A 21,761-nucleotide genomic window follows, 5' to 3' on the forward strand; every position below is an offset into this window, starting at 1 on the left:
TTTTTCGGGCTATTCTCAGGATATAAGGTTGCAGCTAAAAAATTGGAGCAGACCCAGAACACGTACAGGCAGAGCGGCGAGATGGCGCTTTACTGTGCTCTCGCTACTTCGGAAACTTTTTGGGCTAGGGCTTGCGTTTGGAGAAGATCCCTTTCTCATCTCGTGTGAAAATTTGCTTGACCTTTTCCCAAGCTTTGAGGAGTGCATGGGTGGAGTTATTGCTCTCTTGTTTGGCTTGGTTGTAGGCTTCCACAAAGGTTTGCTGCGCTTCTTCCGAGAGGTCAGCGCGGATTTCCGGCGAGATGCTCTCTGGGGTTAAGTCTCCCTCTGGCTCACCGGGCAAGTTCAAGTCGGCAATGGAAACTTCCTCTCCGCCAGCACTCTGCAGCAGCCAGTAAATTTCGCCCGACTTCTCTTCCGGTACTTGCACCACCAACAAGAACTCGCCCGCCTGTACCCGGGTTTGGTAGATAGCGGCTTTCTCCTGTGGCATACCCAAGGCAATCAGGGCGGATCCCAGGCCCGCTCCCAGTGCTCCGTACAAAGCGCCGCCCGTTGCCCCCAACAAAGCGGCTCCCAGAGGCCCAGCGGCCACCACTGCCCCCAAAAAGGGAATGAACAGCACCCCCACGCCAGTGAGCAGCCCCAGCAGGGATCCGAACAGGGATCCATAGATGGCCCCATTGGTCAGACCGTCCAGAACCACCTCTTTGCGGGTGATAAACCCGGTAATTTTGGCTTCGGTTTGAAAGTTGCGGCCAATAATGGAGATGCGATCGTTGGGAATGCCACGGTTCAAAAGCCGCTGGATACACTCTTGCAGCTTGCCCTCTTCTTTGAAAGCGGCGGAAACACACTTTTTGGGAGCTTGGGCAAAAGCGCTCATACGCAATCTCCTGCTGAGTTTTACAGTGCCAAGGCAGGTTTTTTAACCTTTTCCCTGCTACTACTCTCGTCTTACTACTCTCGTCTATTGTCTCCCCTCTTCAGCAAAGGACTCGGTCGCAGAATCGCGAACCCCCTGGAGAAATCTCCGTACTGAGGATGCCAATTCCATCCTTACCCCTGGCCTCCTTCCAGGAGAGGGGAGTTGGGATTCAACGCATGCTACTTGCTGCCGGAATGACTGGGGGGTTTGGAGGAGCTACAGCAAGCGGATCCCGGCCATCAAGCCCTGGCAGACCCCCGTCAGGAAGTCTTGATCTAGGGTTTCGAGGGTGTCGCTTGGCTTGTGGTAGTGAGGGTTGCGCAAGAAGGCGGTGTCGGTAACCATAACGGCGGCGTAGCCCGCATCCCAAAAGGGGGAGTGGTCGCTCAGGCGAGTGGCAGGCAGGATCAAGCCTCGCTGCCCGGCCAGCAGCCAGCAACAAGGGATCCCCACTTTTTGAAAATCACGCTGCAGCTTGAGCAGATCCCCCCAGGTGGGCCAGTTGCCGATGAGACCGATGTAATCTCCCCGGTTGGGGTAGAGCTTCTCAAGGCCAGCGGGGTAGCGTTGGGATCCGGGGGTGGGATCCCGGTAGCCCAGCATTTCCAAAGACAGCATCAGCCGTAGGGATTGCCTCTGACGTTGAAGAAACTGGGCGTAAGCCCCACTGCCCACCATCCCCCGCTCCTCCAGGTCAAAGGCCACCAGCCACAGCGGAGAAGAAGCCGGCTCGGCAGCAAAATGGCGGGCCAACTCCAGCAACACCGCTATGCCGCTGGCGTTGTCGTCTGCTCCAGGGGTTGCCGGGGCAGCGTCAAAGTGGGCTCCGATGAGGATGGGTTGGCGGCCAGAACGGGATCCCGGCAATTTCAAGATCCAGTTGCGGTGCAGGCGGCCACCGGCCTCAAAGGGGAAGGACTCCAGGGATCCCCACTTAGAAAGCTGCTCTTGGATGTAGCGCTCCACCTGCTGATGGCCCAGGGGCGACCAGTCGGGATCCCGCGGCTGGGCCACCTGGCGCAGATGGGCCTCTAGGCGCTGCTGCAGGTCTGGGAGCTCTGCTGCTGACATCAGTTTCCCACCTCAGAGGGAATGGCTTGGGCATGGACTTGGCAGGCCAACTCCAGGGTGAAGTAGCGGTGGGATCCCACCGTTCCCGCCAACACCCGAAAGGGATTCTCAGGATCCCCTAGGTGATCCAACACCAAAGCTGCCCCAGAAAAATCCTGATCTCGAGTGTAATCGTTAACCGTCACCACGGTGGGGACACCTGCCTGCTGTGCCGAGCGCAGCCCGTTCTCCGAGTCCTCAAAGGCCAGGCACTCCTGGGGATCTAAGCCCATCCGCTCCAAGGTGTAGAAGTAGATGTCCGGAGCTGGCTTCTTGGCGGGAACCACATCGCCGGCAGCGATGACCTCAAACCAGCCCAGGCTCTCCGGCAGGGTCTGCTCCAAGAGGGCCGTCACGTTTTCGGGCGTGGTGGTGGTGGCAATGGCCAAGCGGATCCCAGCAGCTCTGGCCTCCTGCAGGAGGCGCTTCACCCCTGGGCGGAGTGGGATCCCCCCTTGGGCCAATAGGGCAGTGTAGTGGCGGGTTTTGGCCTGGTGCAGCCGGGCAATGAGGGCATTTAAATCTTCACCAGGGGGTAGCGGCGGCTGGCAGGTTGCAACGAAATGGCGAATGCGCTCTTTGCCCCCCGTAATGGCCAGGAGTTGGCCGTAGAGCTCCACCGACCAGTGCCAGTCCAGCCCTGCCTCGGCAAAGGCAGCGTTAAAGGCCACGCGATGACCATCCCGCTCCGTGTCCGCCAGCGTGCCGTCCACATCGAAGATCAAAGCTTGGAGTGTCATGTGTACCCCCACCCGCCTACAAGCGACTCTATGCTACTGCATGGCTTGGGTGCCCCTAGCCAGGTTTCTGGGAAGGCCAACAAGGTGAGAAAATGAGGCACTGGTTATCCAATCTCGCCATGAGCTTCGATTTTGACGTAATCATCATCGGTGCCGGCGTCGGCGGCCACGGCGCTGCTTTACATGCGGTCGAATCTGGCCTGAAGACCGCCATCGTTGAAGGTGCAGAAATGGGCGGCACCTGCATCAACCGCGGCTGCATCCCCTCCAAGGCTCTCTTGGCCGCCTCCGGACGCCTGCGGGAACTGCAACACAGCTCTGAGCTGGGCATCCAAGTGGGATCCGTCCAGGCTGACCGGGGAGCGATTGCCGCCCATGCTGCCCAAGTGGTGGAGAAGATCCGCGCCGACATGACTCGCTCGCTGGAGAAGCTGGGGGTAACAATCCTGAGAGGGCGAGGCAAGTTGGTGGCACCCCAGCAGGTGGAAGTCCAGGAAGAGAAGGGATCCCACACCTACACGGCACAGGATGTTATTCTTGCGACGGGCTCCCGCCCCTTTGTGCCCCCCGGCATCGAGGTGGATGGGCGGACGGTGTTCACCAGCGACGAGGCGGTGCGGCTGGAGTGGATCCCGGAGCGGCTGGCCATTATCGGCAGCGGCTACATCGGCCAGGAGTTTGCCGACATCTACACTGCCTTGGGATCCCAGGTCATCCTCATCGAAGCCCTGGAGACCCTGATGCCGGCCTTTGACCCCGATATTGCCCGCCTGGCCCAGCGGGTGCTGATTAAGCCCAGGCAAATCCAGACCTACGTGGGGATCACGGCCAAGCAGGTGATCCCTGGCCAGCCAGTAACGATTCACCTCTCCAACGGCGAGACGCTGCAGGTGGATGGCTGCTTGGTGGCTGCCGGTCGGATCCCGGTCTCAGAGGGGCTGGGCTTGGCCGAGTTGGGCATCGACACCGGCAAACGGGGGTTTATTCCTGTCGATAGCCGCATGGCCACCGATTTGCCTCACCTCTGGGCTATTGGGGATGTGACCGGCAAGATGATGTTGGCCCACGCAGCGGCAGCCCAGGGGAGAGTGGCCGTGGAAAACATCTGTGGCCGTACTGCCTACATGGACTACCTCAGCATCCCGGCCGCGGTGTTCACCCACCCGGAAATGGGTTTTGTAGGGCTGACCGAACCTCAGGCCAAGGAAGAAGGCTACAGCGTAGGCACAGTGCGAACCTACTTTGGCGGCAACTCCAAGGCCATTGCTTCGGGAGAGACGGAGGGCATGGTCAAGCTGGTCTTTGACAAGAGCACCGGCCTACTGCTGGGATCCCATATCTTCGGGCCCCATGCGGCGGATTTGATTCACGAGGCAGCTCAGGCCATTGCTCGCCGGGCCACGGTGCGAGAACTGGCCGGCTTGGTGCACGTTCACCCCACCTTGGCAGAGACGCTGGAGGAAGCCTACAAGCGGGCAACTCACGCTCTGGCAGGGCCTTAGCCAACGGCTCGGCAGAGGGTCGCCTGCCTCACTCGGTTTTGTGAGGACTCCGTCCCGCCCGCTCTGCCTCCGGCGGGGTTTACAACCAGGCTGTGAAGGGCCAGGTTCTCAGACGGGCAACCCAGCAAGATCTCCCGGCTCAAAGCGTCAAGAAGACCTTAGGATGGGGGGGAACGCGTGGGAGGAAGTGCTTTTGGTGAGCGAAGCCGAGATTACCCGGGCGGTGCAGGCCCAGTACGAGACGTTCCCCTACCCTCCTATTCCTTACGACCGACCCTTTGAGGGCTTCTCCAGTCTGGGCAGCTACACCTTGGCGCAGTACGCCCGCACCCGTAGGCTGCAAGAGCCCGCAGGAGCCAGGTTTTTGGTGGCAGGGTGTGGCACCGGCTGGGAGGTGCATGGCATTGCCGCCAGCAACCCCGGCTATGGGTCGGTGGTCGGGATCGACATCAGCCGCCCGGCCCTAGAGATTGCCCAAAAGCGAATTAAGCACCACGGCCTACGCAACTGCTCTGTGCAGTACGGGGATCTGCTGGATCCCTCTACTTGGCCCGAAGGCAGCTTCGACATGATCAGCTCCTACGGCGTGATTCACCACACTGCAGATCCGGTGAAGGCTTTGAGCAATCTGGCATCGCGGTTGGCTCCCGATGGGGTGATGGCGCTGATGCTTTACAACCGTTCAGGCCGTTGGCATCTGTACCGCATTCGGCGAGCCTTGGAGTTGTTGGGCATCACCCCACCTGCAACCCCAGAAAAGATCGAATTTGTGCGGCAACTGCTGAAGGGAGCCAGCCCCAATTCCCTTTTGGCCAAGCACGCCAAGGCTCACCAAGAATACTATGGACAAGATGAAAACATTGTCGATAATTTCTTCCATGCCAATGATATTCCTTTCGACATCGGCGAGATTCCCGACTTGCTTGCCCAAGCCGGGCTGGAGTTTATCGATGTAGCCCCCTACTTGGACTATTGGAATGCCAGGCCGTTGATTGCCGCCACCCACCCGGAGTTCCATCGCCGCTACGAGGCCCTTGCTCGCATCGACCAACTGCGGGTCATGGAGTATCTGGAGCCTCTGTATCACACGCAAAATCTCTTCTGGTGTTGCCATCAAGGGAAAAAGGTGGACCACTGGGATCCCTTTACAGTCGAATTTTTTAAGAGCTCCCGCTGGCAGCTCAACCCCTTGTTTGTCCGCTATGGCAGCGTGCGCTACTGGGATCAAAAAATCCCCTTTTCAGATCTGTTGGGCAAGCTGGATCCGGCCCAGATCCTGACCCAGAAGATGGATATTTTCTGGCCCGTCGCCCGCATCCCTGGCAAGATGATGGCCTCTACCCGCTACCAAGTGGTGGAGCTGCTGCTGCCCTTGGCCAATCAAGCCCGTTCTGGCGCTGAGATCCTGGCTGCCCATGAAGAGAGAGCCGACCACCTTCTCAACCTATTTCGACAGTGGGAAGCAGACCGGTTAGTCCTGCGGGTTGCCTAGCTTCTGGTTATTCCAAACAGTCCAAATCACCAGGGTCAAAGTCTGTTCCATGCTAAGGTTGTATCATGCATGACCGAGGACGGTGCTTCTCCCCAGGCATGTTTGCGCCGGCGGTGCGGAGCACCTCTACTGGGACATCTTCGCCACAGCTTTCCCTGTGAATAGAGCTGGCAGATCTGGATCCCAATCAACATCCATGGCAACCCCAACGCCAGAGCTGGTAGGAGGCAAGGATGGCTGACTACAATCGCGGCATTATGAAGTTCAAGGGGGCAGATAGCCCAATTGTCGTTTTGATCTCGGCAGGGATTGTGGCCGGTGTGGTTTCGGCCCTGATCTGGTGGGCTTTGCACTTTGCTTACGCGGCTTGAGTCTCAGCCTCTTCCAGAAGCTAAGGGCAGCTTTTCCTGCGCTGCAAGCCTCCCGGACAAGGTAGGGAATTGGGACGAGGCTTCTTTGCAACGCTTGCGGCAGTCTCTTCAACGTTGGTACCGTGACCACGGAAGGGATCTGCCCTGGCGCCGCACCCGGGATCCTTACGCCATTTGGGTTTCGGAAGTGATGTTACAGCAAACCCAGGTGGCAACAGTTATCCCCTACTTTCAGCGCTGGATGCAAACCCTGCCCGGGATCCCAGCATTGGCGGCAGCCCCCCAGCAGCAGGTGCTGAAACTGTGGGAGGGCCTGGGCTACTACCGGCGGGCCCTGAACTTGCACAAAGCCGCCCAAATCCTGGTGCGGGAACGGAACGGCGAGTTCCCCAGGGATTTGGAGCAGGTGCTGGCTCTGCCGGGGATCGGGCGCACCACGGCTGGCGGCATTCTCAGCGCTGCCTTCGATCAGCCTTTGCCCATTTTGGATGGCAACGTCAAGCGGGTGTTGGCTCGCTTGGTGGCTTTGCAGCAGCCTCCGGCCCAGTGTCTGCCCCTGTTGTGGCAGCTTTCCCAGCAATTGTTGGATCCCGTGCAGCCGCGGGCTTTTAACCAAGCCCTGATGGATTTGGGGGCTACCGTCTGTCGTCCCAAAAAGCCTCACTGTGGCCAGTGCCCTTGGCAAGCGGATTGCAGCGCCTACAATCGAGGTCAACACCAACAATTGCCTATGTCTGCACCCCGTGCCTCCCGTCCTCATAAGCAAATCGCGGTTGCCATTGTTCTTCGGGGAAAAGAAATCCTTATCGATCGACGACTGGAAAGCTCAATGCTCAGCGGGCTGTGGGAGTTTCCCGGAGGCAAAATCGAGCCGGGAGAAACGGCTGCTGAGTGTGTAGTACGGGAGGTAAAAGAAGAAATCGGCATCGATATCGAGGTGGTCGCGCCGCTAGCCACCGTCGAACATGCCTATACCCATTTCACCGTTACTCTTATCGCTTTTATCTGTCGCTACCTGGGCGGAGAAGCCCAAGCCCTGCAATGTAGCGAGGTGCGCTGGGTCAGCCCGGCGGAACTGTCGGAATTTCCCTTCCCGGGAGCCAATCAAAAGTTGTTTCCCCACTTGCATGCTTGGCTGGCAGAGCATGGCAACCCATGATGAACCCACCCAATCCGCCAAATGGCTTAGACCCTTCTGGAACGTTTGCCCCAAGACATTCGATAGGATAGTAGATGTCCTGCTGCTGTGAGCTACGGATATGCTTGTCACTCTGGAAAAAGCGGGGGAGATTCTGGCCAAGGGATCCCACACAGCCATCACAACCACAGATGGCAAGATCGCGCTGGTGCCCAAGGGAAAAGAAACCCTCAAACTGACGGCCAACGAAGCCATTAACCTAATGTTTTACGTCGTCCGCTCCGCTGAACCGGCAGAGACGGTGATGGCCCAACTGGAGGAGGCAGTTGCCAAAGCTCAAGCCCCCGATCCAGCCGAGGAACGGGCCAGAAAATATCGAGAACTTCGTGGCATCTAAACGGATGGGCACTCGTGCCGGTTGGATCCCTTCGCAAACTGGAGAGAGACCCCAAAACAAAGATTAAAAGCAGGAGGAGCTAAGGGCGACGAACTTTCCATTGGTGGTCCACCCCAGCAACATTGGCTCCTGCGGTTGAATGGCCCGTCCGGTGAGAGCACAGCATTGGGCTTGGTGGGCCGTGGCCGGGAAGCTGGCCCGAATATCCTCAGGACTGAGGGTGGCAGCCCCTTGAGAGTGACGCAGGACATAACTCCAAAGAATTTCCCGTATGAGGGCCTGGTAACCCTGATTTCCGGCCAACGCCTTCAGTCGCTGCTTCAGCTCACGTTCCAGCCGAATGCTGGTCACTTCCATCTGGGTCGTGGGAATGGGGGAATTGGCGCGAATGGGCATGCAGGGATCCTCCCTCGAAAAGCCTATACTACTCCTGTAGCATAGCTGGCTTACCGCCTGAGCGGGGATCCCGGCCTGGGTGAGATGGCTCAGGTCAAAATGGTTGCAAGCTGTGCAGTTCTGACCGCTAAGGCAACGTCAGCACCTGAGTGTATGGTTGAGTTGATCCCGCCCCGTCGCCGTGCCTTGGAGCATTTGCTGGCCCGCCTTGGATTCAGGGATCCGGCTTTGCTGGAACAACTGCGTTGGGATCTGCTGGATCAGGCTCTGATTCACCCTTCTCTGGATGGCCGACGGAACAACGATCGGCTGGAGTTGTTGGGGGATTCTGTCCTGCGGATTTTGGTTACGGAATTCTTGTTTCAGTCCTATCCCCATCTGTCGGTGGGAGAGCTGACCGCGATTCGCTCCGACCTGACCAGCGATGCTTACCTGGCAGAACTGGCGGATCTGCACGGCTTGGATCGCTACCTCGAGGTGGGATCCAGCTCTCAAAACGACTTGGCCGGACGGGGTCGGCGGCTGGCGGATGCTTTCGAGGCTCTGCTTGGGGCTTTTTATCTCAGTTGGGGTATTTACACGCTGCCCAGGCTGCATCCCTGGCTGGATCCCTATCTACACCGGCGAGTGGAGCAGTGGTTTCAAGACCCCACTCGGCGCAACCCCAAAGCAGCCCTGCAAGAACTCACCCAACGCCTTTGGGGCAGCCTGCCGGAATACCGCCTGGTGGCCGCCCAGGAACATCCCCCCCATTTCACCATGGAAGTCTGGGGGCAAGGACGGTGCTGGGGTCGCGGTGAAGGTCGCTCGAAAAAGGCTGCGGAAATGGCCGCCGCTGCCCAAGCCTACGAACACTTGCAGTCGGAGCAGACATGAGAGGCAGCCACCGCTACGAGTTGGCCAGTTGGTTGTTTTTGCTGGGGAGCAGCCTGTTTGCGGCGAGCGAGGTGATGACCTTGGGTAGCGACCCCCCTCCGTGGGATCCCGCAGCTCCAACCCTTCTCAATCTCAAGGTTGTCCAAACCCTGCTGGGAATAGGAGCCAGTCTCCTGTTCGTCGTAGGCAGTGCTCTGTTTATCCTCGATGCCCGTCACCGCTGAGATGTGCACCCTACCCAAAACCACAGCAGCCCTTCTCCGAGAGCAACAGAGGCGAATAGATGAGAAGCTTGCTAATAAGGACTTCTTCCGGCTACGGGATCCGCAGGCGAGAGACTTTCTTCCTGTGGCAACCCTTCCGGCTCGTTTGAAGAGCCATTCGGACCAGAGGAAAAAGATGGCTCTGGGCTGCTCGCGTCGGCAGGATCCATCCCCGGCAAAGCCAAAGAACCAGCAGCCTCGGTGGCCCGAGCATACAGCCTGGCTCGAACCTCTGCCTCCTGCTTGGGCTTCAGATCTTGGGCTTCAGATAAAGGTTCTCCAACAGCACCGCCATACCGGCCACCCACGGGGGGGCGATCACCGCCCCAACAATACCCAACAACTGGGTACCGCCCAGCACCGCCAGCAACTGATACAAGGGCTTCACCTGCACCGAGGATCCCACCAACAGAGGATCCAACACATAGGTTTCCAGGTTTTGAACGGCGTGGCCACCACCAGGGCTACAGAGGATACGGAGATGGTCAGTTGTCTTCGGCTCATCACTTGGCTGGGTTCTCTTCAGGGGGGCGTTCAAGCCCCCCTAGGTAACAGATGGCTCTACCATCCTGGCCTGGCTTGGACGAACTTGCCAAATGCTCCTGGGCAAAGACCCCAAACCCAGCGCTTCAGATCCTCAGCAAAAACCCCGCCAGAGCTGAGCTACCGCAACAGTTCCCTCCGCACCGCTTCTACATATTCCAGCAGCCCCGGGGATCCCCCGCCCGAAACCTGCCACAACATCAAAGCGCTACCCAAATCGGAAGCGGCACCAGCCCTATCCTCTCCCTGGTAAGCGCGCGCCATACCGCGGTGGTAGTAACCTTCAGCCCGCTGGGGCTGCACCTCGATAGCCCGGCTGAAATCCTGAACGGCCAAATTGAAGTCGCAGATGCTGGCCCACATCAGGCCGCGATGGACATAGGCCTCGAAAAGATCGGCAGCACTTTGATTTTGCTTGGCCAGCTCAATCGCCAGATGCGACACATCAAACGCCGATTCCAGATGGCCTTGTTCGGCCCAGATGCGAGAGCGGATCAAGTGCAGTTGCGGGTTGTGATAGGCAATCCGATCCAGAGGAGACAAGGTTGCCAGAGCCTGCTCAGGTTCTTGCAAACGCTCGTGTTGGATTTTGGCCTTGAGCAAATAGGCTTCAGCCAGATAGGGATCCAAAGCAATAGCAATATCCAGATCCCGCAGAGCGGAGCGCATCAGGTAAGCAATGGCAGAAGCATGCTCCGGCTGCGGTAAAGCAGCAGGATCCTCCTGAGACTGACGCCAGAAGTATTGCGCCCGTTGCAGATAAAGTTGCGCATTTCCCGGCTCCTGCTGGATGAATTGGGTTAGCAGCGCCAGCTCATTGGGAAGATCCGCCGGAGCAGAGGATTGAGAGAGAGTGGGATCCTGACGCCGAGGCCGTGCCGGCACGGCAAGGCTTGGGTTGGAACGGCCAACAACCCCGGCGGGCTGGGGATCTGCCTGTTGCGCAAGCCATTGATAGACCTGCTGCTGGTGAGCTAGAGAGCGCTGCTCAAGCTGTTGTACCCGTTCTTGCAGCTGGGCTTGCCGCATGAGCCAAGATCCAGAACCTGCTTCATCTTCAAACAAGGCCTGGGATGAGGGCAGGGAGTGCTCCCAAGCTTGTAGAGAAACCTCAGTGACAGGACTCTGGCTCTTACGAGATGAGGTCAACCAGCCACCTTCGCCAATCAAAAACGGCAAGGACAGCAAACCCAACAAAGCCGAGCCGGAGAACAAAAGACTGGGCCTAAGCATGGATCCCACCCCTTGAAATAGCTTAGAAGTAAAGAGTTGCCTCTAAACTAGTTCGCCACAGCCGCAGTGTCCAGACTTTCGGCGATACCCGTCCTGCCCCAAGACCTGGAAACTCCCCTCTAGGGGATTCTGCCACCCGCCAGATCCACCAACTCCACGCGGCGATTCTTCGCCCGGCCTTCCTCAGTGGTGTTGCTGGCCACAGGAGCAGAGAACCCCACACCAACCGGATAGAGTCGACGTTGCTCGATACCCAGCTGAACCAACCGGTTGACAACCGCCTCGGCCCGGCGCCGCGAGAGACCTAGGTTGTAGTCGAAGCTCCCGGTTGCATCGGTATGACCGACCACGAGGATGCTGAGGTCGGTGCGCTCGCGCATCAGCTTGGCGATCTCGGCAAGGGTGGGCTCGGCAGCCGCTTCGATTTGATCCGAGTCATAGGCAAAGAGAATGCCGTAGAGGAAGTGCCACCCTTACCTTGGTTCAGTTCGACTCCCAGGATCCCTATGAAGTCATTCACCGCTTCAAGCCAATTGCCGAGGTCCCTGAGCTGACCCGCGAGACCTACGTGCCGCGAGCTTCTACTCCCTTGCTGGATGCCATGGGGCGCGGCATCATCGACCTAGAAAAGAGCCTCAGCGAACTCAGCGAGGCAGATCGCCCGGCCAAGGTTGTGATGGTTGTGGTAACCGATGGGCAAGAGAATGCCAGTCGCGAGTTCCGCAAAGAGCAAATTGAGAAGATGATCAAGGAAAAAACCGAGAAGGAGAGCTGGCAGTTTGTCTTCTTAAGCGCCGATCTGGCTGCCATTGGGGATGCCCAAACCGTTGGCTTCGCTCCCAGCGCGTCCTTGCTATATCAGAAGTCTAAATTGGGCAGCGCAGGAGCGTGGACTTCTCTCTCTCGGCGCACCTCCGAGTACCGATTGGCTGTTCGCCAGAGGCTTATGTTCCTTGATGAAGACCGACAGCATCCCGACGATCCGAACAAGGGCAAGGAAGAAAGCTAATCCCTCTGCGGATAGGGCTTTGTGGGCAGGTTGACACGGGAAGCCCCTCGGATCCAGGGAAAGGGGAAGTATCGCAATGACCTCTGGGCCAGGGGGGATCCCTTCAGCGCCGTCGTCTGGAGCAGCGACGCAGTAACCAACTGGCGGCGGCCCGGTCGCCTTCATCCCATGCCAACCGCTCCACGGCCACCATCACCATCGAGGTGATCACAGCTTCACTTAAATGGCGAGAACGCAAATGCTGCACGGCTGAAGTGGCGGCCTCCAGGTCGCGTCTGCGAATGGCGCGGAGCAGCTCATCAGACATAGACCAAGCCAACGAGCCTCACTTCCTTTCTGCCCCCTTTCTACCCCAAGAGCCAGAAACTTCCCCTTTCCTTCACCTGCTTGTCAGATAATGCAAAAGTTCGTCTTACTTTCACGAAATATCTCACAAGATGTCTCAGGAATTGTTACACTTTTTGCCCCTGAGCCGACTAGGCATGTCAGACAGCAGGGAGGACCGCAGGGGAGCACGGGATCCCTTTGATAAGCCGCTCCATTTCTGCTTGTAAATCTTGGGTGAGGGCTTGTACGGCTTGTCGGCGGTTGGCCTGGTAGGCGGGCCAGCGTTCGGAAACCGAGAGGGGATCCCCAATGCTGAAACGGGCCAGGCGGGGTCCCAAGCGGGGGGGAGCAGTTCCGACGGGATTTTCTCCTTTGATCCAAGCCAGCAGACTCCAGAGGCGCAGGGCGGTTTCCGCCAACTCATCCAGACTCAAACTGGGCTGCTCAGGTACAGGGCGCACCGCAAACACCATCAAGGTTTCCGCCAAGCGCATGTGCCAGAGGTGAAAACTGGCCTCAGCAGCCACTCGATTGGCCAGCCCCCTTTCCAAAGCCGAGAGACCAGCAATATCGGCAATATCTTCGCGGTAGATCCAGGCCCAGCCCGCCTGTTCGATGCGGTGCCGCCGCTCGATGAAGTCTCCTTGAGGCTCTAGGCCGAAATGTTGCTCGGCCACCCGCAGGGCCAGATCTGACAAGCTTTGAAGACGCGCCAACAGATCCCCCTCTTTAACTTGGGCTCTATCTGCAGCAGGAAGAGCAGGGGCATAGAAGCGCTCATAGAAGGTCTGCATGACCTGGAGCAGGTGTTCTCCCAAGCGAAGGATACGGGCCAGCAAAAAGGCCTGACTGGCATGGGTTGAGCGCGGGGGTGGCAGCTTGCAATCGGCCTCCATGCGGCTGAGCAATCTATTCAGAGCGGCACTGGGATCCCGCAGGTAGGAATAGCGAAGGCCCACCGGCAAGATCAGCACCTGCTCTGGCCGTCCCGCCTTGTGCAGATCCTCCACCGCCCAAAAGCTCATCTGGGCTACCCCCGGCTCCAACGGGTTGAGAAGACTGCTCATACCGTTGATCGTTCCTTCTGGAGCTACCGCCAGCGGATATCGGCCCGATACAAACTGCTCACGAGAACTTTTTAGCCCTGCCCGATCCAGACGGCCTCGCAAAATCGGGATCCCGCCCAAGCGCGGCAAGCCCCAACGGGCAACGGATCCCAGCCACAGAGGTAGGCCGCGGTCATAAACAAACAAAACGTGGGGTCGGCCCCGAAAGCGGATCCCCTGGCGTTGGGCCACCTGCGGCAGGAGATGGGCGAACAAGTACATCAAGCAGGGGGGATCATCGAGGGTCGGGTGTCGAAACGCCACCAACAGGCGAATCTTGCCCGCCTCAAACTGCTGATAAAGCTGAGCCAAACGCTCTCCCCCCTCCACTTCAACGCGAGGGATCCCTTTGGTCCATCGCAACCAAAGGGGCAAGCCTGCTTGAGCGAAATGAACGACCCAAGGCGTCAATCGCGGCGGCAAAAACTTGAGGGGTGGCTGAACCTTCTGTTGCATAGGGATCCTTATCTAGGGTCAGAAAGAGGGTGAACCTAGGCTTTGGATCCCATCTTAAAGAGGGCAAAGCGGGAAGAAAGCTGCGCAGTGACAGTTCGTCAACTGGATCCCTTCTCCTCAACCCCAGGAGAGGTTCAAGCCCCAGCAGTTTTTTTTCGGCGACCGCGAGTCGCTTTGGGGGAAGCTTCTTTGCTTGGGGTTGACTCCTCCACCCCCTGGCCGTTTAGCACTTGCTTGAGGTGAATGTGTTTGTAACCCAGCTGAATCTCAAACTCATCCCCAGGCTTGAGATTCATTTTTTCGGTGTAGGCCGACCCAATGATCAACTGCCCATTTTTGTGAACGCTGACCCGAAAGGTTGGCTCACGACCGCGCTTGTCCCGGCTGGAACTTGGGCTGAGACTCAGACCTTTTGCCGCCAGCACCGCGTCATAGAACTCATTCAAGTTGACGCGAGGCTTGTTGGTCTTGGTCATGGTTACATAGCCACATCGCTTTGCCGTTTCTCGGCGTGGAAGATGCCCCAACGCTTCGACCTTCTGGAGCAGAGCCTTCCCGGTTAAAGGTTGTGGTGGTATATCTGACATTTTTTAATGTCCTACATCCTTCTCTTAAGATCATACCCTTGTGATGTACTCCTGCAACCGAAAGTCTGAGACTTTTTTGAAGACAGGTTTTTCTCTTGTTCCTTGAGCCAGCAGCTCCGAAGGAAAAACCTCGTCTCCCTCAAGAGGTGTTCCTGCCCTTGCCAAAAGGTGATGGGGGCAAAAAGAACTCAAGCCCTGAAGAGTGCTGGGGCTTTTGTGGATGGAGCTGACAAAAGATCGCCTTGGGGGTAGTACCGCGGTGTAGATCCGACTCACCGCTTTCTACAGCCTCATCCCCACTCGTCGGCTGCCCCAAACTCTGATCACAGCCAGAAAACAGGCTCGACTTTCCAAAAAACCGCCGCTGAGATGGTGATTGCCTTGCGCAAATCGGTCGAAAAGACAGCCAGAGCGGTGTGAAGCTGGATGCCATCAGACCTAGGCCAGCAGGCATTTTTATCTCTTGGCAGAGGCCGGCTACATCTGAGTAATGGCTGAGGGATCCCCTCTTCGGCACTTCTTCAGATGGGAGCGCAGTGAGCGCGAGTTGCCCAAAGCAAGTTATTCATTCAGGATCCACTCGATTGGCTGCCGCTGAGACAACGATGAGTGGCAAGCTCACCAGCAAACAAAAGCCCCATTGCTCCCAAGACAGGGGTGCTGTGTCGAAGATAATGTTGAACAGGCTCCACTGGCTGAAGAGGATCTGCAGCAGGATGGCCGCCCCAATGCCGATGGCAATGGCCGCTGTGTCCATGAGGCGCTCATGGTGCTCCAATTGGCTGGCACGTCCACGGCCCAGCAGGGTAGGAATGGCTTGGCTGAGGCTGAGCAAATAGAAAATTCGCCCGATCACCAACGCTTGGATGGCCATGGTGCGGGCCAGGTCAATGCTGCCGGTGGTTTGTTCGATGTATTCAAAAACCCCGAAGATCAAGATCCAGTTGAACACGGACACCAGCAGGATGCGCTGCAGCAGCCTAGGAGAGAGCAAGTTGGCCTCCGGATCCCGCGGTGGGCGAGTCATCTCTCGGCCTGTGCTCGGCTCAAAGGCAAGAGGCACCGTCATGGTGATGGAGTTGATCATGTTGAGCCACAGCACTTGAATGGCCAGAATGGGGAGCTCGCGGTTGAGCAGCACGCTGAGGAGAATCGTCATCGATTCCCCCCCGTTCACCGGCAGGATGAAGGCAATGGCTTTGAGCAGGTTGTTGTAAACCGTGCGCCCCTCCTCAACGGCTGCCTCAATGGAGGCGAAGTTGTCATCGGTCAGGATCATGTCGGCAGCAGCTTTGGCCACTTCGGTGCCGCCTCGCCCCATGGCAATCCCCACATCTGCTTGCTTTAGGGCCGGAGCGTCGTTGACGCCATCGCCGGTCATGGCCACGATCTGCCCCCGCGCTTGCAGAGCTTCCACCAGGCGCAGCTTTTGCTCTGGCACCACCCGTGCGAAGACGGATCCCCGATTGGCAGCTTCCACAAATTCCTCCGGGCTGAGCTGCTCCAGATCTCGACCGCTGTAGGCTTGCACAGGTTTTCCACCCCCCAGGCCCATCTGCTCGGCAATGGCTTGAGCCGTGAGCACGTGGTCGCCGGTGATCATCTTCACCTGGATCCCAGCCGTTTGGCAGGAATGCACTGCCGCAATGGCCTCTGGCCGCGGCGGGTCGATCATTCCTTGCAAACCGAGGAAGATTAAACCCTCCTGCAGATCTGGGTGATCCACCCGAGTTTGGCTGCTGGGGACGGTTTTTTGGGCAAAGGCCAGAACTCGCAGCCCCTGCCGTGCCAAGGCCTCCACCTGCTGGCGAATCCGCTCCTCTTCCAGAGGCTGGATCTCCCCCTGGGATCCCATCTGGCTGCGGCAGCGGGGCAGCAGGGCTTCCACCGATCCCTTGACATAGATGCAGTGCTCTTCTGGCCCCAGGCGGTGCAAGGTGGCCATGTACTGAAACTCGGATTCAAAGGGGATGCTGTCCAGGCGAGGGCGGCGGCGCTGCAGATCGTCCATATCCAAACCCGCCTTTTGGCCCGCCACAATGAGGGCAGCTTCGGTGGGATCCCCTACAACTTCCCACTGGCCCTTGTCCTTGGGTTGGAGGCGGGTGTCGTTGCAGAGGCAGCCAGCTACGAGGCAAGCCTCAAGAGCAGGCAATTGATGGATTTCGATGGGGGAATCAGCCGCCTGGAACAGGATCTGGCCCTGGGGGCTGTAGCCGCTGCCGGTAACCCGGTAGAGCTGGGATCCGGCGTAGATGGCCTGCACCGTCATCTGGTTTTCCGTGAGGGTGCCGGTTTTGTCAGAGCAAATTACCGTAGCGCTGCCCAGGGTCTCCACCGCCGGCAGCTTGCGGATAATGGCGTGGCGTTTTGCCATGCGGGAAACCCCAATCGCCAAGGTTACAGTGACTACCGCCGGCAAGCCTTCGGGGATAGCACTCACCGCCAGCGCCACTGCCGCCTCAAAGACACTGGCCGCCCCCTGTCCCTGAGCCAATCCCACCAAAAAGGTGAGCCCGGCCAAGCTGAGGATGATCCTGAGCAGCATGAGGCTGAATTCCTCGAACTTGCGAGTCAGGGGGGTTTGCAGGGATCCCCTTTCCTCGATCAGCTCAGAAATGCGGCCCGTCTGGGTTTGGTTGCCGATGGCCACCACCACTCCTGCCCCTTGGCCGAAGGTGACGAAGCTGCCGGCGTAGGCCATGTTCTGGCGGTCCGCAAGAGAAGTCTCCTCTGGCAGGGATCCCAGCCGTTTTTCCACCGGCACCGACTCTCCGGTCAGGGCCGATTCATCCACCTGCAAGTTGCGCACGCTTAGCAAGCGCAGGTCGGCGGGCACCTTATCTCCCGAACTCAGCAGCACCACATCCCCCGGCACCAGCTCCCGCGAGGGCACCCGCAGTTTTTGCCCATCCCGGATGACCGTGACCTCCGTCACCACCGACCGAGCCAGAGCGGCAATCGCTTCCTCCGCTTTGGACTCTTGGATGTAGCCGATGAGGGCGTTGATCACCACCACCGCCCAGATCACGATGGCATTGCGCCAGGATCCCAAAAACGCCTTGACCGCCCCGGCAACCATCAAGATGTAGAGCAAGGATTGGTTGAACTGCTGCAGAAACTTCACCCAGGCCGGGGTAGCCGCCTTGGCCTTTAGCTCGTTGGGGCCATATTGCTTCTGCCGCTGGATCACCTCAGCTTGAGACAGACCCCGTTCCAAAAGCGCTGCCAGAGGTAGTTCCTCTGCAACAATTTGGCGGGCAACATCCTCTTCGGGCAGAGCGTGCCAGGGAGCAACCGGCAATGAGCCAGCAGGGATGGATTTTGCCATCGTGATGAAGGTCTCCAGTTGAATCGCAACAGAACTTGAAGGCCAGCCGTGAACCCAGCGGCAAATCCTTCGTACAGTCCACAGCCTAGCGGATGCTGCTCATCCTCCGAGATGCCACTGCTGCCACCAGCGTCAACAAAGCCTAAGTCCCAGGCTAAGATTTGCCTCAAATTCTCGACAGCTTGAAAAAATGGCTATATTCTTATCGGGTGTTATGGTTAGACTTGTTTCCCAGCTGCAGCTCCTGAAGGCTGGCAATCTGCAGAGTCTTCTACGGATTGCCAGTTCGGGGTTGTTGGCTGTCATTTAACAGGTTCTTCCGCATTAAACTAAACAGCTTCTTGAGCTCAAGTTCAGTTCTGTTTGAGGAAACTGCTGTGTCAACGACTACTAAGCCAATGGAACTCAAAACCCAATCCCCACCCGCCTCCACCCAAACGAACGGGCGCCCTGGCGTGGAGGGATCCACCTCCAGAACTTCGCAACCTGTCATTCACCATCAAATTGTTGTAGTGGGAGGAGGGGCTGCCGGCATCAGCGCAGCGGCCCAGTTGCTGGAGCGCAAGCGTAACCTCGACATCGCGATCATCGAGCCATCCGACAAGCACTACTACCAGCCCGGCTGGACATTGGTGGGGGGAGGTATTGCCCCCCTGGCCAAGTTTATCCGGGACGAAAGGACTGTGATCCCCAAGGGAGCCACCTGGATTCAAGCGCGAGTGGCAGAGCTGGATCCAGATCACAACCGCGTCATCACCGAGACCGGCCAGGTTATTCAGTACGACTACCTCATCGTTGCCCCAGGGATCCAGATTGACTGGCACTTGATCGAGGGCTTGCCGGAGGCGCTGGGCAAAGGAGGAGTAACCAGCAACTACTCCAAGGACTACGTCTCCTACACTTGGGAGACCATCCGCAACTTCAAGGGAGGAACAGCCATCTTCACGTACCCGGCTACGCCAATCAAGTGCGGCGGCGCCCCCCAAAAAATCATGTACCTGGCCGACGATGTCTTCAAAAGCAAAAGTGGGGTTGGCGTCAACACCAAGGTTCTCTTTTGCACAGCCACTCCCACTCTCTTTGCCGTGCCGGAGTACAGTGCTGCCCTGGAGAAGGTGGTAGAGCGGCGAGGGATCCAGGTGAAATTCAAGCACAACCTCAAAGCCATCCGGCCTGAGACTCAGGAAGCCATCTTTGAAGTCACCACCGACAATGGCAAAGAAGAGGTGAGCCTGCACTACGACATGATCCACGTGGCTCCGCCCATGAGCGCTCCGGACTTTGTCAAGCGCAGCCCCCTGGCCGGGCCGGGAGGATGGGTGGATGTGGATAAGGCAACGCTGCAGCACACCCGCTACCCCAACGTGTTTTCCTTGGGAGATGCCTCTTCTCTGCCAACGTCCAAAACGGCGGCTGCCGCCCGCAAGCAAGCGCCGGTACTGGCCGAAAATCTCTTGGCTGCCATGCAGTCCAAGCCCCCGGTGGCCCAGTATGATGGCTACACCTGTTGTCCCCTGATCACAGGCTATAACTCCCTAATCATGGCGGAGTTTGCCTACGGGGGGAAACTGGCTCCCTCCTTCCCGCTGGATCCGACGCGGGAGCGCTACTCCATGTACCTAGCCAAGGTGCATCTATTACCCTGGCTCTATTGGAACCGCATGCTCAAGGGCAAAAAGTTTGAGGCAGACATCTTCAAGCCCATCAACAAGCTGGTGCACCGCTACTAGGGCTTTCTATCCCCTCACTCCCCAGCCCCTCTCCCTTTGGGAGGGGGGAGTTTTTTACAGGCAAGCTTTGAACTTTTTCAATACCGCCCGATCCAGCATCAGCAGCGCCGCACGTAGGCCACCTGAGTAGCCCCAAAAAAAGCCCACCGGCAGATGACCCTTAGGCGCTGCCAGACGGGTTGTGAGCTCCCCATACCCCAGCCAGCGGCCCTGCACCTGCCAGCCGACTCTTTCCCCCATGCAGTCTTCGCGGGGCAAGGCTGAGAAGGAGCCCGAACGGATCCCTCCTCTTCCCTCCGGGTCACACTCCTGCCAAAGTTGCTTCTGGACGGTAAAGCCAAAGCGCCCATGGCTGGCCCGCACCCACAGTTGGTCAATCAGCCGCAGCATGGGGCAGGGGAAGGCCTGAACATCCTTGGGATCAAAAAAGCCCACTTGCGAGCGCCCAGCAAGCTTCAGCATCAGGGCTGTCGTCCAGCGATCCGCCTCCCCCCACTGCCCTGCTCGCAGCCGATCCCACAGACCTTGCAAGGCAGGGGCTGCTTCCCCCACCCACTCTGGCCAAGAGAGAGTTCCGGGCAGGGATCCCCCCTTCCCTCTCTCCTCTGGACAGACCTCAGGAAAAATCAGGGATCCGCATCCCTCTTCTCTTCCAGCTTTTTTGGCAGTGGCAGGGGTGGGAGGTGCCACCAGTTGCTCTAGCTCTTCCGCCGAGTGCCGGGACAGGAGCTGTTCCAGCTCGTCTTGGGGTTGTGGAGGCTGGGCCAAGATCTGCTCCAGCTCCCTCAGCTCTTGGGTGCGGATGGCTGGCTCAAAAGCAACCGGCTTCCTCCCTTGTTGAGAGGCTTCTGCCGGTAACAGTGCCAGCCACTCGGCCATGGTTTGCGGGCGCTCTTCTGGGTGGAGAGCCATCCCTTTGAGAATGGCAGCCTCCACAACCTCGGGAATGTTGGGGTTAAGGCTGCGAGGGGTATCCAACTGGCGGCCTGTGGCCCGCACTGGCGCACACATAGGCACCATCCCCGTCAGCGCCGTGTAGAGGGTTGCTGCCAAGGCGTAGACATCGGTGAAGGCGCCGCGGCGGCGCAAGCTGTCGTATTGCTCTAGAGGAGCATAGCCATCGGTGCCGTAGGAGGTGTGGCGTTGGATCAGACCTTGGGTGTAGCCGCGAGCTAGGCCAAAGTCGATCAAAACTGCCTGCCCGGATCCCTCCCGCACCATGATGTTGGATGGCTTCACATCCCGATGCAGGATCCCCTGTTCGTGCAGGGCCATCAGGGCGGATCCCACCTCCCGCGTCAGGCACAGGGCTTCCGGCAGGGGCAACGGCCCTTTTTGCCGCAGAAGCTGGTGCAGAGTCTGGCCGCGGATGTACTCCATCACAATACACCAGCGCTCCTGCTCCCAGATCACCTCTTCCACCTTCACCACATGGGGGTGGCGGCAGCGGGCCAGTTGCAGCGCCTCGTTCATGAAGTTCTGCTGGAAGTGGGGATAGTCGGGATCCTCACGAAGGCTGTCGTTCAAAACTTTGATAACCACCTGGTCGGCACGAACGCTATCCCAGGCCCGGTAGGTGATGCCGAAGCCCCCCTCCCCCAAAACGGCCTCGATGCGGTAGCGTCCCCCTTGCAATTGTTCACCAACTGCCCAAGCCATATCTGGATCCCTGCCCCTACTGCCATTCTGTCACAGGGATCAGAGAGTTGCTGGCCTATGGAGCCCCCTAGAAGTCCGAGGGCAGCACTCCAGTTTTCACCTGGAAGGTGCGTGCCTGTCCATTTCGGATGACCCGCAGCGTCAGCGTATTGCCCACCCCAGCGGCTTCCACCAACTGCTGCACCTGCTCGGCATCGCGGATGGCCTGCCCATTGATTTCAGTGATCACATCCCCCTCCCGCAAGCCAATCTCCTCAGCCGGGGATCCCGGAATCACCTGCCCGATCAAGACCCCTTCTTCCACTGTCAGCGTGGTGGGACGAGCGGGGTCGCGGTTGAGGCGCGCCACAATGTCGGGGTTGAGGGTGATCATGCGAATGCCCAAGAAGGCGTGTTCTACCCGACCGTCACGGATCAGTTGCTCGGCAATGTCCATGGCGCGGTTGATGGGGATGGCAAAGCCGACGCTCTGAGCTCGCTGGAAGATGGCCGTATTCACCCCAATCACGCGGCCTTCCGCATCCAGCAGTGGGCCACCCGAGTTGCCGGGGTTAATGGCCGCATCCG

At 58.6% G+C, this 21,761-nt stretch carries 22 protein-coding genes; 9 read left to right on the forward strand and 13 right to left on the reverse strand.

Annotated elements, in window-relative coordinates; genetic code table 11:
* Nucleotides 1-124 precede the first annotated feature (124 nt).
* The 3 genes from NW818_RS07600 to NW818_RS07610 form a co-directional block, all read right to left on the reverse strand.
* Nucleotides 125-886 (reverse strand): ChaB family protein, encoded by a 762-nt coding sequence (locus NW818_RS07600; RefSeq protein ID WP_414355624.1) that lies wholly within the window; start codon nucleotides 884-886, stop codon nucleotides 125-127.
* Nucleotides 887-1,144: 258 nt separating this feature from the next.
* A complete protein-coding gene (locus tag NW818_RS07605; protein ID WP_414424224.1) occupies nucleotides 1,145-1,999 on the reverse strand; it encodes a M28 family peptidase in 855 nt (284 codons plus the stop codon).
* Nucleotides 1,999-2,778, reverse strand: coding sequence for an HAD family hydrolase (locus NW818_RS07610; RefSeq protein ID WP_414424225.1), 780 nt, complete (start codon nucleotides 2,776-2,778; stop codon nucleotides 1,999-2,001). Before NW818_RS07610 ends, NW818_RS07605 begins: the two co-directional genes overlap by 1 nt.
* A 119-nt stretch (nucleotides 2,779-2,897) precedes the next feature.
* Here NW818_RS07610 and lpdA point away from each other — a divergent pair, with 119 nt between their 5' ends.
* The 5 genes from lpdA to NW818_RS07635 all read left to right on the forward strand — a co-directional run bounded on the left by lpdA (nucleotide 2,898) and on the right by NW818_RS07635 (nucleotide 7,678).
* Nucleotides 2,898-4,280 (forward strand): dihydrolipoyl dehydrogenase, encoded by a 1,383-nt coding sequence (gene lpdA, locus NW818_RS07615; protein ID WP_414424236.1) that lies wholly within the window; start codon nucleotides 2,898-2,900, stop codon nucleotides 4,278-4,280.
* Between the two features lie 163 nt (nucleotides 4,281-4,443).
* Nucleotides 4,444-5,772: a class I SAM-dependent methyltransferase gene (locus NW818_RS07620; protein WP_414424226.1), complete on the forward strand. Its 1,329-nt coding sequence runs from the start codon at nucleotides 4,444-4,446 to the stop codon at nucleotides 5,770-5,772.
* A gap of 233 nt (nucleotides 5,773-6,005) precedes the next feature.
* Nucleotides 6,006-6,143: a hypothetical protein gene (locus tag NW818_RS07625; protein ID WP_011432392.1), complete on the forward strand. Its 138-nt coding sequence runs from the start codon at nucleotides 6,006-6,008 to the stop codon at nucleotides 6,141-6,143.
* A 94-nt stretch (nucleotides 6,144-6,237) separates the two neighbouring features.
* Nucleotides 6,238-7,302 carry an A/G-specific adenine glycosylase gene (mutY, locus tag NW818_RS07630; RefSeq protein ID WP_414424227.1) on the forward strand — a complete coding sequence of 355 codons (1,065 nt, stop codon included), beginning with the start codon at nucleotides 6,238-6,240 and terminating at the stop codon, nucleotides 7,300-7,302.
* Nucleotides 7,303-7,402: 100 nt separating this feature from the next.
* Nucleotides 7,403-7,678 (forward strand): hypothetical protein, encoded by a 276-nt coding sequence (locus NW818_RS07635; protein ID WP_011432394.1) that lies wholly within the window; start codon nucleotides 7,403-7,405, stop codon nucleotides 7,676-7,678.
* A 63-nt stretch (nucleotides 7,679-7,741) separates the two neighbouring features.
* Here NW818_RS07635 and NW818_RS07640 read toward each other — a convergent pair whose 3' ends face one another.
* Complete coding sequence (locus NW818_RS07640; protein ID WP_414331755.1) at nucleotides 7,742-8,074, reverse strand: hypothetical protein; 333 nt, start codon at nucleotides 8,072-8,074, stop codon at nucleotides 7,742-7,744.
* 153 nt (nucleotides 8,075-8,227) lie between these two features.
* Between NW818_RS07640 and rnc the strand changes: the two genes are divergently transcribed.
* Together rnc and NW818_RS07650 are read left to right on the forward strand one after the other, a co-directional pair.
* Nucleotides 8,228-8,950, forward strand: a complete 723-nt coding sequence (gene rnc / locus NW818_RS07645) for a ribonuclease III (RefSeq protein ID WP_414331753.1) — start codon at nucleotides 8,228-8,230, stop codon at nucleotides 8,948-8,950.
* Nucleotides 8,947-9,174, forward strand: coding sequence for a hypothetical protein (locus NW818_RS07650; RefSeq protein ID WP_414424228.1), 228 nt, complete (start codon nucleotides 8,947-8,949; stop codon nucleotides 9,172-9,174). Before rnc ends, NW818_RS07650 begins: the two co-directional genes overlap by 4 nt.
* 289 nt (nucleotides 9,175-9,463) lie before the next feature.
* On the opposite strand, the gene NW818_RS07655 is transcribed toward NW818_RS07650, so the two are convergent.
* The 3 genes from NW818_RS07655 to NW818_RS07665 all read right to left on the reverse strand — a co-directional run bounded on the left by NW818_RS07655 (nucleotide 9,464) and on the right by NW818_RS07665 (nucleotide 11,441).
* Nucleotides 9,464-9,637 (reverse strand): hypothetical protein, encoded by a 174-nt coding sequence (locus tag NW818_RS07655; RefSeq protein WP_414424229.1) that lies wholly within the window; start codon nucleotides 9,635-9,637, stop codon nucleotides 9,464-9,466.
* 239 nt (nucleotides 9,638-9,876) lie between these two features.
* The gene (locus NW818_RS07660) at nucleotides 9,877-10,785 is read right to left on the reverse strand and encodes a hypothetical protein (protein ID WP_414424230.1); all 909 of its coding nucleotides are present in this window, start codon (nucleotides 10,783-10,785) and stop codon (nucleotides 9,877-9,879) included.
* A 323-nt stretch (nucleotides 10,786-11,108) separates the two neighbouring features.
* A complete protein-coding gene (locus tag NW818_RS07665) occupies nucleotides 11,109-11,441 on the reverse strand; it encodes an OmpA family protein (protein ID WP_414412828.1) in 333 nt (110 codons plus the stop codon).
* Between the two features lie 26 nt (nucleotides 11,442-11,467).
* On the opposite strand from NW818_RS07665, the gene NW818_RS07670 reads away from it, so the two are divergent.
* Complete coding sequence (locus NW818_RS07670) at nucleotides 11,468-11,998, forward strand: hypothetical protein (RefSeq protein ID WP_011432401.1); 531 nt, start codon at nucleotides 11,468-11,470, stop codon at nucleotides 11,996-11,998.
* A 103-nt stretch (nucleotides 11,999-12,101) separates the two neighbouring features.
* On the opposite strand, the gene NW818_RS07675 is transcribed toward NW818_RS07670, so the two are convergent.
* The 4 genes from NW818_RS07675 to NW818_RS07690 all read right to left on the reverse strand — a co-directional run bounded on the left by NW818_RS07675 (nucleotide 12,102) and on the right by NW818_RS07690 (nucleotide 17,805).
* Complete coding sequence (locus NW818_RS07675) at nucleotides 12,102-12,305, reverse strand: hypothetical protein (protein WP_041436260.1); 204 nt, start codon at nucleotides 12,303-12,305, stop codon at nucleotides 12,102-12,104.
* A 178-nt stretch (nucleotides 12,306-12,483) separates the two neighbouring features.
* Entirely contained in the window at nucleotides 12,484-13,887 is a 1,404-nt protein-coding gene (locus NW818_RS07680) for a 1-acyl-sn-glycerol-3-phosphate acyltransferase (protein ID WP_414416420.1), read from the reverse strand.
* Nucleotides 13,888-14,021: 134 nt separating this feature from the next.
* Entirely contained in the window at nucleotides 14,022-14,474 is a 453-nt protein-coding gene (locus NW818_RS07685; protein WP_414343799.1) for an AbrB family transcriptional regulator, read from the reverse strand.
* A 565-nt stretch (nucleotides 14,475-15,039) separates the two neighbouring features.
* A complete protein-coding gene (locus NW818_RS07690; RefSeq protein WP_414424231.1) occupies nucleotides 15,040-17,805 on the reverse strand; it encodes a cation-transporting P-type ATPase in 2,766 nt (921 codons plus the stop codon).
* A 377-nt stretch (nucleotides 17,806-18,182) separates the two neighbouring features.
* On the opposite strand from NW818_RS07690, the gene NW818_RS07695 reads away from it, so the two are divergent.
* On the forward strand, nucleotides 18,183-19,535 hold the full coding sequence (locus NW818_RS07695; protein ID WP_414424232.1) for an FAD/NAD(P)-binding oxidoreductase: 1,353 nt from the start codon (nucleotides 18,183-18,185) through the stop codon (nucleotides 19,533-19,535).
* Nucleotides 19,536-19,589: 54 nt separating this feature from the next.
* Here NW818_RS07695 and NW818_RS07700 read toward each other — a convergent pair whose 3' ends face one another.
* Nucleotides 19,590-21,194 (reverse strand): serine/threonine-protein kinase, encoded by a 1,605-nt coding sequence (locus tag NW818_RS07700; RefSeq protein WP_414424233.1) that lies wholly within the window; start codon nucleotides 21,192-21,194, stop codon nucleotides 19,590-19,592.
* Nucleotides 21,195-21,261: 67 nt separating this feature from the next.
* The coding region (locus NW818_RS07705) for a PDZ domain-containing protein (RefSeq protein ID WP_414424234.1) at nucleotides 21,262-21,761 on the reverse strand (500 nt) is incomplete at its 5' end.

It is taken from the genome of Synechococcus sp. R6-5, from assembly GCF_047461775.1.
Lineage (GTDB): Bacteria > Cyanobacteriota > Cyanobacteriia > Thermostichales > Thermostichaceae > Thermostichus.